This is a genomic window from Micromonospora sp. RTGN7 (assembly GCF_033804645.1).
In the GTDB taxonomy this organism is placed as follows: Bacteria; Actinomycetota; Actinomycetes; order Mycobacteriales; family Micromonosporaceae; genus Micromonospora.
In genome coordinates, this window is record NZ_JAPZLF010000005.1 from 272,711 (window position 1) to 286,135 (window position 13,425).

Annotated in this window: 16 protein-coding genes; 7 read left to right on the forward strand and 9 right to left on the reverse strand. The window is 72.5% G+C overall.

Going from position 1 to position 13,425, the window contains the following annotated elements:
- Positions 1–2: 2 nt before the first annotated feature.
- The 4 genes from SNR22_RS09965 (at position 3) to SNR22_RS09980 (ending at position 2,683) form a co-directional block, all read left to right on the forward strand.
- Positions 3–1,052, forward strand: coding sequence for a B12-binding domain-containing protein (locus tag SNR22_RS09965; protein ID WP_320066222.1), 1,050 nt, complete (start codon positions 3–5; stop codon positions 1,050–1,052).
- A gap of 87 nt (positions 1,053–1,139) precedes the next feature.
- Complete coding sequence (locus SNR22_RS09970) at positions 1,140–1,487, forward strand: STAS domain-containing protein (RefSeq protein ID WP_320066223.1); 348 nt, start codon at positions 1,140–1,142, stop codon at positions 1,485–1,487.
- 70 nt (positions 1,488–1,557) lie between these two features.
- Complete coding sequence (locus SNR22_RS09975; RefSeq protein ID WP_320066224.1) at positions 1,558–2,004, forward strand: response regulator; 447 nt, start codon at positions 1,558–1,560, stop codon at positions 2,002–2,004.
- Positions 2,005–2,143: 139 nt separating this feature from the next.
- Positions 2,144–2,683: an ATPase gene (locus tag SNR22_RS09980; RefSeq protein WP_320066225.1), complete on the forward strand. Its 540-nt coding sequence runs from the start codon at positions 2,144–2,146 to the stop codon at positions 2,681–2,683.
- 15 nt (positions 2,684–2,698) lie between these two features.
- On the opposite strand, the gene SNR22_RS09985 is transcribed toward SNR22_RS09980, so the two are convergent.
- Positions 2,699–3,124: an OsmC family protein gene (locus tag SNR22_RS09985; protein WP_320066226.1), complete on the reverse strand. Its 426-nt coding sequence runs from the start codon at positions 3,122–3,124 to the stop codon at positions 2,699–2,701.
- Between the two features lie 109 nt (positions 3,125–3,233).
- Entirely contained in the window at positions 3,234–4,175 is a 942-nt protein-coding gene (locus SNR22_RS09990; RefSeq protein ID WP_320066227.1) for a serine/threonine-protein kinase, read from the reverse strand.
- A gap of 187 nt (positions 4,176–4,362) precedes the next feature.
- Between SNR22_RS09990 and SNR22_RS09995 the strand changes: the two genes are divergently transcribed.
- The 3 genes from SNR22_RS09995 to SNR22_RS10005 all read left to right on the forward strand — a co-directional run bounded on the left by SNR22_RS09995 (position 4,363) and on the right by SNR22_RS10005 (position 7,458).
- Entirely contained in the window at positions 4,363–4,596 is a 234-nt protein-coding gene (locus SNR22_RS09995) for a hypothetical protein (protein WP_320066228.1), read from the forward strand.
- A 644-nt stretch (positions 4,597–5,240) separates the two neighbouring features.
- Entirely contained in the window at positions 5,241–5,987 is a 747-nt protein-coding gene (locus SNR22_RS10000; RefSeq protein ID WP_320066308.1) for a response regulator transcription factor, read from the forward strand.
- Positions 5,965–7,458, forward strand: a complete 1,494-nt coding sequence (locus SNR22_RS10005) for an ATP-binding protein (RefSeq protein WP_320066229.1) — start codon at positions 5,965–5,967, stop codon at positions 7,456–7,458. Before SNR22_RS10000 ends, SNR22_RS10005 begins: the two co-directional genes overlap by 23 nt.
- Before the next feature lie 94 nt (positions 7,459–7,552).
- Here the strand turns inward: SNR22_RS10005 and SNR22_RS10010 are convergent, their stop codons facing one another.
- From SNR22_RS10010 to SNR22_RS10040, 7 genes are all read right to left on the reverse strand, one after another.
- Positions 7,553–8,572: a LacI family DNA-binding transcriptional regulator gene (locus SNR22_RS10010; RefSeq protein ID WP_320066230.1), complete on the reverse strand. Its 1,020-nt coding sequence runs from the start codon at positions 8,570–8,572 to the stop codon at positions 7,553–7,555.
- 40 nt (positions 8,573–8,612) lie between these two features.
- Positions 8,613–8,864 (reverse strand): SDR family oxidoreductase, encoded by a 252-nt coding sequence (locus tag SNR22_RS10015; protein ID WP_320066231.1) that lies wholly within the window; start codon positions 8,862–8,864, stop codon positions 8,613–8,615.
- 102 nt (positions 8,865–8,966) lie between these two features.
- Positions 8,967–9,749 carry an HpcH/HpaI aldolase family protein gene (locus SNR22_RS10020; RefSeq protein WP_320066232.1) on the reverse strand — a complete coding sequence of 261 codons (783 nt, stop codon included), beginning with the start codon at positions 9,747–9,749 and terminating at the stop codon, positions 8,967–8,969.
- Positions 9,749–10,831 carry an ABC transporter substrate-binding protein gene (locus SNR22_RS10025; RefSeq protein WP_320066233.1) on the reverse strand — a complete coding sequence of 361 codons (1,083 nt, stop codon included), beginning with the start codon at positions 10,829–10,831 and terminating at the stop codon, positions 9,749–9,751. Before SNR22_RS10025 ends, SNR22_RS10020 begins: the two co-directional genes overlap by 1 nt.
- The gene (locus SNR22_RS10030; protein ID WP_320066234.1) at positions 10,828–11,694 is read right to left on the reverse strand and encodes an ABC transporter permease; all 867 of its coding nucleotides are present in this window, start codon (positions 11,692–11,694) and stop codon (positions 10,828–10,830) included. Before SNR22_RS10030 ends, SNR22_RS10025 begins: the two co-directional genes overlap by 4 nt.
- On the reverse strand, positions 11,691–12,482 hold the full coding sequence (locus SNR22_RS10035) for an ABC transporter ATP-binding protein (protein WP_320066235.1): 792 nt from the start codon (positions 12,480–12,482) through the stop codon (positions 11,691–11,693). Before SNR22_RS10035 ends, SNR22_RS10030 begins: the two co-directional genes overlap by 4 nt.
- Before the next feature lie 2 nt (positions 12,483–12,484).
- The gene (locus SNR22_RS10040) at positions 12,485–13,423 is read right to left on the reverse strand and encodes a polysaccharide deacetylase family protein (RefSeq protein WP_320066236.1); all 939 of its coding nucleotides are present in this window, start codon (positions 13,421–13,423) and stop codon (positions 12,485–12,487) included.
- Positions 13,424–13,425: the final 2 nt, after the last annotated feature.

A 13,425-nucleotide genomic window follows, 5' to 3' on the forward strand; every position in this document is an offset into this window, starting at 1 on the left:
GCGTGACCGCCACCGCCACCGAGGCGTCCCCGACCGACTCGTACCACGGCTTCCTGGAGTCGTTGGAGGAGGCCGACGAGTACGCCGCCATCGACACGGCCCTCGGGTTGATCGACGCCGGGGTGCCGGCCGAGCGGGTGCTGCTCGACCTGATCGCCCCCGCCCAGGTCGAGGTGGGGGAGCGGTGGGCGCGCAACGAGTGGAGCGTCGCCCAGGAACATGCCGCTACCCACATCAGCGAGCGGGTCGTGGCGGCCGTCGCCGCCCGGGCCGTGCCCCGCCCCACCCGCGGCCGGGTCGTGGTGGCCTGCATGGACGGCGAGTGGCACGCCCTGCCGCCCCGGCTGGTCGCCGAGGTGCTGCGGCTGCGCGGCTGGCAGGTTACCTTTCTCGGGGCCAGCGTGCCGGCCGCACATCTGGTCTCCTACCTGCACCGGCACGACGCGCACGCGGTCGCGTTGGCGTGCGCGCTGCCGATGCGGCTGCCGCACGCCCACCGGATGATCGAGGCCTGCCGCCGCTCCGACGTACCCGTGGTGGTCGGTGGTCGCGGTTTTGGCCACGACGGGCGGTGGGCCCACCGGCTCGGGGTCGCCTGGGCCCCCGACGCGCCCGCCGCGGCCGACCTGGTGGCCGACGAGCGGGCCCTGCGGCGGGTCCGGCCGGCGGAGCTGTCCCAGCTCGCCGATGACGAGTACGCCAGCCTGGCGAAGCGGCGCGGCGAGCTGATCGACGGTGCGCTGGCCGATCTGCGCGCCCGGGCCCCCGGAGTGCGGGAGTACACGACCGCCCAGCTCGACTCCACCGTCAGCGACCTCGGCCACATCGTCGACTTCCTCGCCGCCGCGGTATACGTCGACGACGGCTCGCTGTTCATCGACTTCGTGCGGTGGCTGATCGGAATCCTGGCCAGTCGGGGGGTGCCGGCCTCGGCGGTGGGGCTCACCCTCGGGTACTACGTGGACGAGCTGCGGGACTTTCCGCGGGCGGCGCGGTTCCTGGGCGAGGCGTCGGCGTCGGCCGCTGCCGGAACGGGCCCGCGGGCGGGGTGACACGCGGTGGTGCCGACCTCCGCGGAGGCCTTGCTTATACTTGCTCCACTGCAAGAGTCCGCCTGCGGGGGAGCGAGGGGAACCACGGTGACGTTCACCGTCACGTACGCCCAGCGGTTCGGCGTCGCGGTGTGCCTGCGACTCGCCGGCGAGCTCGACGTGAGCACCGCCCCCGAGCTGATCGAGGCCCTCGACCGGCTCGCCGAGGAGGGGGAACGGCACCTTCTGGTCGACCTGACCGACCTTACCTTCTGCGACTCCACCGGCATTGCCGCGTTCGTCCGGGGCGACAACCGGGCCGCGGCCCGGGGCGGCTGGCTGCGGCTCACCGGGGCCTCCGGGCGGGTGGAGCGGGTGCTGCGGGTGACGGGGCTGGCCGAGGTCCTGGGTTACCGTTCAGACACGGCCAACCCGAGGTCGCAGTCTGCCCCCTGATGGGCTAGATTTCCCCGCCAGCAAGGTGGCCATTAGGTCGCCGTCCGCGTCAACCCGAGGCAGGTCTTTCATGGCTGGAAACATCCCCGGCCCCGTTCGCATCCTCGTGGTGGACGACGACCCCGGTGACGTTCTGATGATCGAGGAGGCCCTTTCCGACTCCGACGTCGACAAGGTCATCGACGTGGTCAGCGACGGCCAGGAGGCGATGGAATTCCTACGCCGCGAGGGTCGGCACACCGAGGCCCGCCGCCCCGACGTGATTCTGCTCGACCTGAACATGCCCCGGATGGACGGGCGGCAGGTGCTCGGCGAGGTCAAGCAGGATGACGACCTGCGTACCATCCCGATCGTGGTGCTCACCACCTCCAACGCCGACACCGACATCGTGGGCAGCTACACCCTCCAGGCCAACGCGTACGTGACCAAGCCCATCGACCTGGACGACTTCAACGACGTGGTGCGTCGGATCGACGAGTTCTTCGGCCGGGTCGTGGTGCTGCCCAAGCGCGGCTGACCCGCGCCCCCGCGCCCTCCGGAGGCGGCTGGCGTCGCCGCTTCGGATGCTGAACATTTTCGGCGAACCCCTCCGGCGGTAGCCGGCACCGTCGAGGATCGCAGGAGGGAAGAAACATCGGCTGCCTGGGGGCGACAGCATGAAATTCTCCGTCGTGGAGTTCGGCTACGACCGGCGGCAGGTCGACTCCTGCCTCGACGAGCTGGCGGTCCGGTTGAGCCGGCTCGCCGCCCGGGCGGAGGGCACCGGGGCGGGCCGCGAGTGGGACCGCGTCCGACAGGAGGCGGCCGGCGTGTGCGCCCTCATCGAGCACCGCCGCGCCACCCGGGGCGCAGCCGAGCCGGGCCGGTCGCCGCTGGGGGACACCGAGCGGGAGGCCGCGGAGATCCTGGCCCAGGCCCGGTTCGAGCTCGACGCGGCCCGCGAGGAGGCCCGGCACCTCCGTGAGCAGACGTACGCCGAGGCGGTGTGGGCCCGTCGGGACTTTGAGGCGGCCCTGGCGGCCCGTCGCCACCGGGAAGAGCGGGCCGACGAGATCCTCACCGCGCTGGCCGGGGAGCCGGTGGCCGTGGACACGCCGACGGCCGCCGCGGCCGTGCCGCCCGGCGGAGGGCCCACCACCCGGGGCGCGGCGGCCGGCGTCGAGCCACCGGGCGAGCGGGGCACCCGGGCGGCCTGAGCACCGTCCGGGACGTCAACGTCGGCCGTTCTCCGCCGAGGTGACCGTGAGGCTATGGCGGGTGCTGTCGCCGCTGGAGAACGGCCAGAGCCGGTCGGCGTGCTCGACCAGTTGGGCGAGCTGCTGCCGGCTCAGGCCTGCCGAGGAGATCCAGGCGTGCACGTCGGCCCGGTAACGTCCGTCGTCGTCGCGGCCCAGCCGGGCCTCCGCACGGACCTGCACGGTGTGCGCCTCGTCGGTGATCTCCCCGGCCGCCTCGACCGCGGCGTGGTGCAGGCAGGACGCGAAGGCGGCGGCCAGTAGTTGCTCCGGCGTCAAACCCGTGCAGTGTGGCGCCAACGGGGAGGCCAGGGCGCTCGACAGCCCCCCGTCGTCGGTGCGGACATGGCCCCCCTCCGCGGTAGCGGTGGCCTCGTGCAGCCAGGAGCTCGGATCCGGCATCGCGTTCCCCCCTCAGTCACCCGCCCGGCTACCCGGCCCGGGCCCCGCGAAACCGCCGCCGGCATCGCGGTGAGAGGCAGGACCTCTTCGTCGACAGGGGGCTCGCCGCTCAGCCGACCGGGCCGTCGCCGAAGACCGCCGCCTGGGTCGCCTCGGCGGCCGCCTGTTCGGTCCACGGGGACACCTCCCCGTCGCGCTGCCGGGGCGGACGGCCCGCGTCGAGCATCGGCACGTACACCCGGGCGTCGACCGCCTCGGCCAGCAGCAGCGCAGCCACCAGGCTGGTCGGCCGGCTCTCCGGGTCGTCGGCCATGAGCTGCCGGCAGAGCACGACCACCTCCTGCGGCAGGCCCTCGATCGACGGCAGTGGCTCCGGCGGCTGCTGGCGGCGGGCACCGAGCAGTTGGGTGGTGCTTGTGGCCGGGTACGGCAGCCGGCCGGTGAGGCAGTAGTACAGCAGCACGCCGAGGGCGTACATGTCGGCGGCGGGGGTGGCGGGATGCCGTTCGAGCTGCTCCGGGGCCAGGTACGCGGGGGTGCCCACCACGATCCCGTCCGGCACCTCGTCGGCCACGCCGGCCGGGGTGGCGATGCCGAAGTCCAGCACCTTCACCCCGCTGGGCGTGAGCATGACGTTGGCCGGCTTCACATCGCGGTGCACGATGCCGCTCGCGTGCGCGGCGGACAACGCCGCGGCGACCTCCGCGCAGACCCGGACCGCGATGCGCCAGTCCAACGGTCCGGCGCGCAGGTGCGCGGCGAGGGTGTCGCCCTCCGCCAACTCCATCACGATGTACGGCAGCGACCCGCCGGGCAGCGTCGAGGAGGTGCCGAAGTCGTGCACGCTGGCCACGTTCGGGTGCACCAGCCGGGCCGCGGAGCGGGCCTCGGTGCGGATCCGTTCCAGGGCGGTCGGCTCGTTCCGACCGGGGGAGATCAGCTTCACCGCGACCGGCCGGTCGAGCACCGTGTCGTGGGCCCGCCAGACCTCCGACATCCCCCCGATACCGATGCGCTGTTCGAGCTGGTACCGCCCGTCCAGCGTTCTCATCGACCGCTCCTCGTCTCGCTCGCCATCCCGGCGGGCGCAAAAATCCCGTCGCTTCCGCCCGGTACCCGGCCTGCCAAAAGGGCAAACCACCGGGGTGTCGGCCGGCGTCGCCCGCGGCCGGCGGGGAGGTGCGGTAACTTCCATCGGAGGGCTCGTCCCGGGGTGACGGCGGTGGGACGGAGGGGCGATGACCGAGGTGACCGTGCGCTTCGTGGGCGGACCCGCTCACGACCTGATGCGGGAGGTGCCGGCCGGGCCCGACGGGGCACCCCCGCAGCGTTGGGTGCTGCGCCACCCGAATGGTTCCCCGACGCCGGTCGGTGGCGTCGCCGACCACCTCTACCAGCGCGACCGCCCCGACGACACCGGCATGTGGACGATGCGCTTCGTCCGCACCGATCCCTTCGGAATGACTCAGTAAGCCGCGCCTCGCGTCGAAACGCGGTGGGCCGCGCCCGGCGTCGAAACGCGGTGAGCCGTGTCGCCCGGCGCGAAGCCGGTGAGCCGTGTCGCCCGGCAAGAGATGCGGTCGCCGGCCGGGCGAGGACCGCCCGCAGCACCGGGGCGGGCACCCGGGCGGCTGCCCGGTGCGTCGTCAGCACACCCAGCGCCCAGCGCAGCTCCCGGGGGGTGTAGAAGCCGGCCGGGGAGAGCACCGTCGCCGACGTGACCCGACCGGCGGCGGCGAGTTCCAGGGCGATCGCGCCGCCGAGGCTGTTGCCGGCCACGTGCGGGCGGTCCAGACCGAGCACGGCGAAGACCTCCGTCACGCCGGCGACCACACCGGACATGTCTGCGGGCAGCCCGGCCGCCGGCTCTCACCGGAGAAAGTTACCCACCGGGTAGATAGGTGGGGAACGCTCCGTAGCGTTCGGATCCGCGGGCGCTCCGGTCACCCGGTCGGCGCGCGGAGCCGCCCGGGCGGCCCGGCGGAGAGCCCTCCCTGCCGCCGACGGGCGCGAGCGCGGGGTGAATGAGCGTGCGGTCTCGGCCCGGCCGACCGGCACAGCTGGTACACAGGGTCTGCCGAGGTGGGACACAGCCGATCGTCCCACGATGGGGGGCATGGTCATGGAGGGGCAGGCCGCGCAGGGCCGAATCGAGCTGCGCCGACCGGACGGGGAACCCGTCCGTGTGCTGGTGGTCGACGACGAGCCCACGCTGACCGACCTGCTCTCGATGGCCCTGCGCTACGAGGGCTGGCAGGTCCGCACCGCGGGCAACGGGATGGCGGCGCTGAGCACCGCCCGGCAGTTCCAGCCCGACGCGGTGGTGCTTGACGTGATGCTGCCCGACCTGGACGGCTTCCAGGTGCTGCGGCGGCTGCGCGAACACACCCCGACCGTGCCGGTGCTCTTCCTCACCGCCCGCGACGCGGTGGAGGAACGCATCGCCGGGCTCACCGTCGGCGGCGACGACTACGTCACCAAGCCGTTCAGCCTGGAGGAGGTGATCGCCCGGCTGCGCGCCCTGCTACGCCGCTCCGGCTTCGCGATCGCCACCCGGGAGGACGCGGTGCTGACCGTCGGCAACCTCAGCCTCGACGAGGACAGCCACGAGGTGCGCCGCAGCGACCAGTTGATCACCCTCACCGCGACCGAGTTCGAACTGCTGCGGTACCTGATGCGCAACCCCCGCCGGGTGCTCAGCAAGGCGCAGATCCTCGACCACGTTTGGAACTACGACTTCGGCGGGCAGGCCAACGTCGTGGAGCTCTACATCTCGTACCTGCGGAAGAAGATCGACGCCGGGCGGACGCCGATGATCCACACGCTGCGCGGCGCGGGGTATGTCCTCAAGCCCGCGGACTGACCGGCTGCGCCGGTGGCTGGCCGGCTGGTCCCTACGCACCCGGCTGGTGGCCGCCGTGGTGGCGCTGCTCGCCCTGGTCAGCGTCGGCATCGGCGGGCTCACCACGGTGGCGCTGCGGCAGTTCCTGACCTCCCAGGTCGACGACCAGCTCACCTTCGACGAGCGCCGGCGCGGCGGGGGGCGGCCGTCCTGGCTCACCGACCCGCCCGCGCTGCCCCGCGCCGTCGAGCTGCCGCCCGGTTTACCGCCCGGCTCGATCGTCGCCCGGGTGGCCGACGGCCGGGTCGTCGAGGCGAAGGTCCGCACCTCGACCGGTGAGACCGAGGCGCTGGCCACCGACACGGCGGCCCCGCTGGCCGCCCTGGCCGCCGACGGCCGGCCACGCAGCGTGGAACTCGGCGAGCAGGGCGACTACCGGGCGGTGGCCCGGCCGTTCGCCGACGGCGAGGTGCGGATCTTCGCCCTGTCGCTGGCCGGCGTCCAGGAGACCGTCTGGTGGATGGTGCTGGCCCAGGCCGGAGTGGCCACCGCTGGCCTCTTCGTCGCCGGCGGTCTCGGCGCGCTCATCGTCCAGGCCACGCTGCGCCCGCTGCGCCGGGTCGCCGCCACCGCCACCCGGGTCACCGAGCTGCCGCTGGACCGGGGCGAGGTCGCCCTGTCGGTGCGGGTGCCGGACGCCGACACCGACCCCCGCACCGAGGTCGGCCAGGTCGGGGGCGCGCTCAACCGAATGCTCGGGCATGTCGCCGCCGCGCTCGCCGCCCGGCAGGCCAGCGAGACGCGGGTACGCCAGTTCGTCGCCGACGCCAGTCACGAGCTGCGCACCCCCCTCGCGGCCATCCGCGGGTACGCCGAGGTGGCCCGACGGGGCCGGGACCGGGTCCCGCCCGACGTGGCGCACGCGCTGCGCCGGGTCGAGTCGGAGAGCACCCGGATGACCAGCCTCGTGGAGGATCTGCTGCTGCTGGCCCGGCTCGACTCCGGCCGGCCACTCGCCGTCGAGCCGGTGGACGTGACCGCGCTGGTCGTCGACGCGGTCAGCGACGCGCACGTCGCCGGCCCGGAACACCGCTGGCAGCTCGACCTGCCCGAGGCGGAGCTACTGGTGCCCGGCGACGCCGCCCGGCTGCACCAGGTGGTGGCGAACCTGCTGGCCAACGCTCGGGTGCACACCCCGCCGGGGACCACCGTCACCACCCGACTCGTCGCCGACGGGCCCGACCGGGTGGCGCTGAGTGTCACCGACGACGGCCCAGGCGTGCCGCCCGAACTGCAGGGCGACGTCTTCGAGCGCTTCGCCCGCGGCGACAGCTCCCGGTCGCGGGCCCACGGCAGCACGGGCCTCGGGCTGGCCATCGTGGCGGCGGTGGTGGAGGCCCACCACGGCCGGGTTGAGGTCGCCAGCCGCCCGGGGCGCACCGTGTTCACGGTCGTTCTACCGGCGGTCACGAACTCCACAGTCGACCGTTAGGTCGCTCACCGGCGGGACGACCGGCGGCCGCAGGCTTCCCGAACGCCGTCGGGCATGCGGCGGAAGATCCGGTCGAGGGGTCTTCCGCCGCCCGTCACAGCCGGTCCGCCGCCGACGGTGCGAAATCGCCGGTGGTCGCCCGGACGACCAGTTCGGGCGCCAGTCGGGCCGACTCTGTGCTGCCCGACTCCAACAGGGCCAGCAATGCGTGCAGCGCCCGGGCGCCCATGTCGCGCAGCGGCTGCCGGATGGAGGTCAGCGGCACCAGGAGCTGGGCGGCCACGTCGATGTCGTTGTAGCCGACCACCGCCACTTGCCGGCCCACCCGGATGCCGTGGTCGCGCAGCGTGCCCATCGCCCCGATGGCGGCGAAGTCGTTGACCGCGAACACGCCGTCCGGCCGCCCCACCTCCAGCAGCCGGGCCATCGCCGACGCGCCCCCGGCCACGTCGAAGCTGGACGGGGCCACCAGTCGGGGATCGACCGGCACCCCACGGGCCTTCGCGGTGGCGACGAAGCCGGCGACCCGGTCCGCGGAGGTGCTGGCGTGGTCGGGTCCGGCGACCACGGCGAGCCGCCGGCACCCGATGTCGATCAGGTGCTCGGCGGCGAGCCGACCGCCGAAGCGGTCCCGGCCGGTCACCGACGGGAAGCCCCGGGAGGCGCGACTGACCAGCACGAACGGCACCTGGTCGGCGGCCAGCCGGACCAGGGCCGGGTCGGTGCGTCGAGCATCGCCGATGATCAGGCCGTCGACGCGTTCGCCGAGGAACCGCCGGATCCGCACCGCCCGCGCCTCGTCGTCGTCCCAGGAACCGCTGACCACGGCCTGGTAGCCGGCGCTCGCCGCGGCGGCGTCGATGCCCTCGAACACCGTGGCCAGCACGATGTCGGTGATCCGGGGCACCAGCACCCCGATCACGCCAGTCTTGCCGCTGCGCAGGCTTGCCGCCCAGCGATCCCGGTGGAAGCCGAGTTCCTTCGCGGCGTCGGCGATCCGGATCGCGGTGGCGGGGCTGACTCGCCCGTCGTCGCCATGTAGCACCCGGGAGACCGTGGAGACGTGCACACCGGTGAACTTGGCGACGTCGCGCAGTGTCACCCGCTTGTTCACTGTGCCTCCTGTGCCCCGCAGCGGTTCCGTCCCCGGCAACCTAGCTGAGATGGCTGCCCCCGTTCACATCGAAGGTCGTCCCGGTTGCCGTGGCGCACGAGTCGGAGAGCAGGAACGGCACGATGTCGGCGATCTCCGCCGCCCGGGCGACCCGGCCCAGCGGCATCCGCCGGCGCCGCGCAGCCTTCTGCTCCTCGTCCAGCCGGGCGTGCGTGGGGGTGCCCACCGGGCCGGGCGCGCCGGCGTTGACACGGACCCCCCGCGGTCCGAAGTCGACGGCCAGGTGACGCATATCAGGCCGAGCACCCCGGCCTTCGCCGCCGCGTACGCGGTGCCGGAGAGCCGGGTCCCGCCGTCGAGGACGTTGAGGTTGCCCCACCGGTCACCAGCAGGCTCATCCGGTGCCCCCGAGGATCTCCTCGCGGGCCTGCCGGTAGGCGGTGGAGAGCAGCATCTCCGGTTGGGAGTAGACGACGAACCGGACGCCGAGGCCGATCCAGCGGCGGGCCTCCTGCGGCGAGTAGGCCAGCATGCCGGCGACCCGGCCGGCGGCGACCACCCGCTCGACGAACGCCACCGCGTGCTTGTCCACCTCGGGGTGGGTCGGCTGGTAACCCAGGCCGAGCTTGACCGACAGATCGGCCCGGCCGAGCATCAGCACGTCGAGGTCAGCCGCGAGGATGTCGTCCAGGTTGGCCAGCCCCGTGGGCGTCTCCACCAGGGCGACCGTCGTGGTGTTCTCGGCCGCCCAGGCCAGGTACCGGTCGAAGTCGCCGCGCGCGGTGCCGTGCCCGGCGACCCGGGCCGCCGAGCACAGCGTCCGGTCCCCGGTCGGGGGGTACCGGGTGAGTCGGACCACCTCAGCGGCCTGCTCCCCGGTCTCCACCAGCGGCAACATCACCCCGCCGGCCCCGCTGTCCAGGGACCAGAGCAGGTCCTTCTCCTCGATCCGGCGCAGCCGGACCAGGGCGGTGGTCCCCGCCGAACCGGCCGCCCGCACCATGCTCAGCACACTCTGCTCGTCGGCGGCGGCGTGCTCGGTGTCGATGACCAGGAAGTCGTAGCCGAGGCAGCCGAGGATCTCGCCGAGTGCCGGCTCCTGGAGCAGGGTGAGGCTGCCCAGGGCGACCCCACCTTCGCGCAGGGTGGCGGCCAGCCGGCTCGGGCGGGGATACATCAGGAGACCAGCTTCTGCACGGAGGCGCAGTCGCGGTTGACCGGCACCTCACCGACGATCTTCAGGGCGGCGTCGACGACCGAACCGTCGTGCCAGCCGGAGACCTCCGGGAGCTTCTCGATGATCTTGTTGTCGAGCAGCCACTTGCCGTCCTCGGCCACCACCGTCGCGGTGTCCACCCGGCCGTTGGGGTCCATGTACGGCCACTGGTCGGTGCCGTAGAGCTTGCCGATCGTCTCCGCCGGGACCTTGGTCCGCTCGGCGACGATCTTGATGACGTCGTCCTTGTTGGCGGGGTCCTGGTAGTACCGGACCCCCTCCAGCCAGCCGGCCGTCCACCGGGCGGCGACCTCCGGCCGCTTGGAGATGAAGTCCTGGGACATGGTGATCAGGCCCTGCTCCTGGTTGGGGGCCACCTCGTTCATCGCGAGCACCCGCTTGGCCTGCCCGTCGGTGATGAGCTGGTACGCCAGCGGCTGGACGACGAAGCCGGCGTCCACCGCCCCGCTCTTCAGCGCGTTGGCGGTGTCCGGGTAGCTCAGGGTCACGATCTGCGCCAGGTCGGACTGCTTCAACCCGACTTCGTCCAGCGCCCGGTCCAGCCAGTACTCGGTGGTCGACCCCTTGGCCAGGATGGCCACCTTCTTGCCCTTGAGGTCGGCGACGCTCTTCAGTCCGCCGTTGAACGCCTCGGTCCGGGCCAGCAGCAGGTTGTCCGAGGCGCACCGGTACTGCTGCCGGTCGGCCACCGCACGCACCCGTAGGCCCTGGTTGACCGCGTTGAACAGCGCGCCACCGGTGCCGGGGATGTTGACGTCCAGCTTGCCCTGGCCCTGCACGGCCAACCGGGAGTAGATGTCGGCGTTGCTGAACTCCACCTCGATCTTGTGCTTGCCGAAGAAGCCCTTCGCGTCGGCCACCATCATCGGTGCCAACGACAGGATCTCCAGCGAGTTCACCGTCACCTTTGCGGTCCCGCCGGAGTCGGCCGAGTCCACAGAGTCGTCACCGCAGGCCGCGGTGCCGAGCAGCAGCGAGACACCCAGCAGGCCGGCGATCACACCCGACTTCTTGATTCTCATTTCTGGCCTTCCGTCCACCCGAAGAAGCGTCGCTGCACGCGCAGCGTCACCGTGGTCAGCACAAAACCCATCGCCGCGATCACCGCGAGCGTGGCGTACATGTTGTCGATCTGATAGATCTGCCAGTAGCGCCAGGTCATCGACCCGATGCCGTCGCTGGCGGCGAGGAACTCCCCGGCGATCGTGCCCAGTAGGGCCAGCCCGGCGGCCAGCCGGACACCGGCGAAGATGGACGGCAGGGCGCCCGGCAGGACGATCTTCCACAGGATCTGCTGCCGGTTGGCGCCCAGGTTGCGGGCCATCAGGATGAGCCGCTCGTCGACCTGGAGCACACCGGACATCGCGTTCACCACGGCGGGGAAGAACGAGATGATCCCGGCGAGTACGACGATCGGCCGCCCGCCGGTGCCGAAGATGACCAGCAGCAGCGGCAGGATGGCCACCACCGGAATCGGGTAGGTGATGGCGATCAGCGGGTCGATCAGCACCCGGACCCACCGGGAGCGCCCCATCGCGATGCCCAGCAGGGTCGCCGGGATCACGCCGAGCAGAAAGCCGAGCAGGATCCGCCGCGCCGTGATGCCGACGTTCGGCAGCAGATCCCCGGAGGAGAAGAGGTCGACGAGCGCCCGTACGCACTCCGACGGGGCGGGAAAGAAGGTCTTGTCGATCAGCCCGGCCGCACTGCCCGCCTGCCAGAGCAGCAGCACCAGGACCACTGGGGCCATGCTGCCCAGCCCGCTGCTGAGTAGCTTGAACATTCGGCCCGGCGGGCGTTCGGCCCGGGGGTCCACCGCGTAGCGGACCACCGGCGGGGACTTCTCGGCCGCCCGGTCGCGGGTCGGCGCGCTGCTCTCGCTCATCGTTCCCCCTTCACTTCCGCCCACTCGGCCGCCAGGGTGGCGTCCCGCAGCTGCGCCCAGAGATGACGCTTCAGCTCGGTGAAGCGCGGATCGAGCTCGACGTCCCGGTCGCGGGGCCGGGCGAACGGCACCCGGATCTCCTCGACCACCCGGGTCGGCCGGGGGCCGAGCACGATGATCCGATCCGCCAGCAGCAGCGCCTCCTCGATGCTGTGCGTGATGAACAGGACCGTCTTGCGGTGCTGGGACCAGACCTGGAGCAACTCGTCCTGCAGCAGGGTCCGGGTCTGCGCGTCCACAGCCGCGAAGGGCTCGTCCATCAGCAGCACCTCGGGATCGCTGGCCAGCGCCCGGGCGATGCCGGCCCGCTGGCGCATGCCGCCGGAAAGCTCGTGCGGCTTGGCGTCGGCGAACGCCTCGATCCCCATCATGGTCAGGTACTCCCTGGCGATCTCCCGTCGCCGCCCGGCCGACACCCGACGCAGTTCCAGGCCGAACGCCACGTTGTCGACGATGGACCGCCACGGGATCAGCGCGTAGTCCTGCCAGACGATCGAGGTGAGCGGGCCGCCGGCGGTGCGGTCGCCGACGAAGCGGATCTCCCCGCTGTCCGGCCGGCGCAGCCCGCCCAGCAGACCCAGCAGGGTCGACTTGCCGCACCCGCTGGGACCGATGACGCAGACGAACTCCTGCGGTTCGATGGCGATGCTGAGGTTCTCCACCACCGACAGGCGGGTGCCGTCGGCCCGGGGGTAACCCTTGGCCACGTTGTCGATCTCGATGCGCATGGTCACTGCCCTCCGTGGGCCGGCAGGTCGGAGTGGTGGTCGTACCACCAGTCGGCGATGTCCCGGCGCCGGGCGAACCAGACCCCGGGAAGCTCCTGCGCCCAGGCGATGAGATCCCGCAGCGCGGAGGCGCGACCGGCCTGGCCGATCAGCCGGGCATGTAGCCCGATCGAGATCATCTTGGGGGAGGTCTCGCCCTCCTCCCACAGGTACTCGATGCCGCGTCGACAGTTCTCGAAGAAGTCGGTCGGGTTGCCGTAGCCGGGGCTGAAGGCGAACCGGCCGTCGTTGTACGTGTGGGTGTAGGGCACGACCAGGTGGCGCGCGTCCCCCACCCGCATCCAGTACGGCAGGTCGTCGTTGTAGGCGTTCGAGTCGTACCGGAAGCCGCCCTCCTCGACGAGCAGCCGCCGGGTCCGGTCCGAGGGCGCGTACCGGGAGTACCAGCCGACGGGCCGCTCGCCGCACACCTCGCCGATCAGTTCCACCGCCCGCCGGATCTCCTCGCGTTCCTCCGCCTCGGTCATTCCCGACGGCTCGCGCCAGCGCAGCCCGTGCGAGCAGATCTCGTGACCAGCGTCGACGAACGCCTTGGCCAGCGGCCGGTTGCGGGCCAGCGCCTCGGCGCAGGCGTAGACGGTGACCGGGGTGCCCATCCGCTCGAACAGCCGCATCAGCCGCCACGCCCCGGCCCGGCTGCCGTACTCGTAGACGGACTCCTGGGAGAGGTCGCGGTGCTCCGCGCTCGTCGGGGTGTACGAGATCTCGCCCACCCACTCGTTGACGCTGTCGCCGTCGAGGAGGCTGTGCTCCGCGCCCTCCTCGTAGTTGAGGCAGAGGCTGACCGCGACCCGTGCCCCGCCGGGCCACTCCACCCGGGGCAGGTCCGCGCCGTAGCCGACGAAGTCCCGTTCGGTGCCGGGTTCGACTCTGATCACCATGA

Bases quoted from the DNA above. Each gene is read 5' to 3' on its own strand.
- SNR22_RS09975 (WP_320066224.1), top strand. From the start codon at position 1,558: ATGGCTGGAAACATCCCCGGCCCCGTTCGCATCCTCGTGGTGGACGAC.
- SNR22_RS09980 (WP_320066225.1), top strand. From the start codon at position 2,144: ATGAAATTCTCCGTCGTGGAGTTCGGCTACGACCGGCGGCAGGTCGAC.
- SNR22_RS09985 (WP_320066226.1), bottom strand. From the start codon at position 3,124: ATGCCGGATCCGAGCTCCTGGCTGCACGAGGCCACCGCTACCGCGGAG.
- SNR22_RS09990 (WP_320066227.1), bottom strand. From the start codon at position 4,175: ATGAGAACGCTGGACGGGCGGTACCAGCTCGAACAGCGCATCGGTATC.
- SNR22_RS09995 (WP_320066228.1), top strand. From the start codon at position 4,363: ATGACCGAGGTGACCGTGCGCTTCGTGGGCGGACCCGCTCACGACCTG.
- SNR22_RS10000 (WP_320066308.1), top strand. From the start codon at position 5,241: ATGGTCATGGAGGGGCAGGCCGCGCAGGGCCGAATCGAGCTGCGCCGA.
- SNR22_RS10005 (WP_320066229.1), top strand. From the start codon at position 5,965: ATGTCCTCAAGCCCGCGGACTGACCGGCTGCGCCGGTGGCTGGCCGGC.
- SNR22_RS10015 (WP_320066231.1), bottom strand. From the start codon at position 8,864: ATGCGTCACCTGGCCGTCGACTTCGGACCGCGGGGGGTCCGTGTCAAC.
- SNR22_RS10020 (WP_320066232.1), bottom strand. From the start codon at position 9,749: ATGTATCCCCGCCCGAGCCGGCTGGCCGCCACCCTGCGCGAAGGTGGG.
- SNR22_RS10025 (WP_320066233.1), bottom strand. From the start codon at position 10,831: ATGAGAATCAAGAAGTCGGGTGTGATCGCCGGCCTGCTGGGTGTCTCG.
- SNR22_RS10030 (WP_320066234.1), bottom strand. From the start codon at position 11,694: ATGAGCGAGAGCAGCGCGCCGACCCGCGACCGGGCGGCCGAGAAGTCC.
- SNR22_RS10035 (WP_320066235.1), bottom strand. From the start codon at position 12,482: ATGCGCATCGAGATCGACAACGTGGCCAAGGGTTACCCCCGGGCCGAC.
- SNR22_RS10040 (WP_320066236.1), bottom strand. From the start codon at position 13,423: ATGGTGATCAGAGTCGAACCCGGCACCGAACGGGACTTCGTCGGCTAC.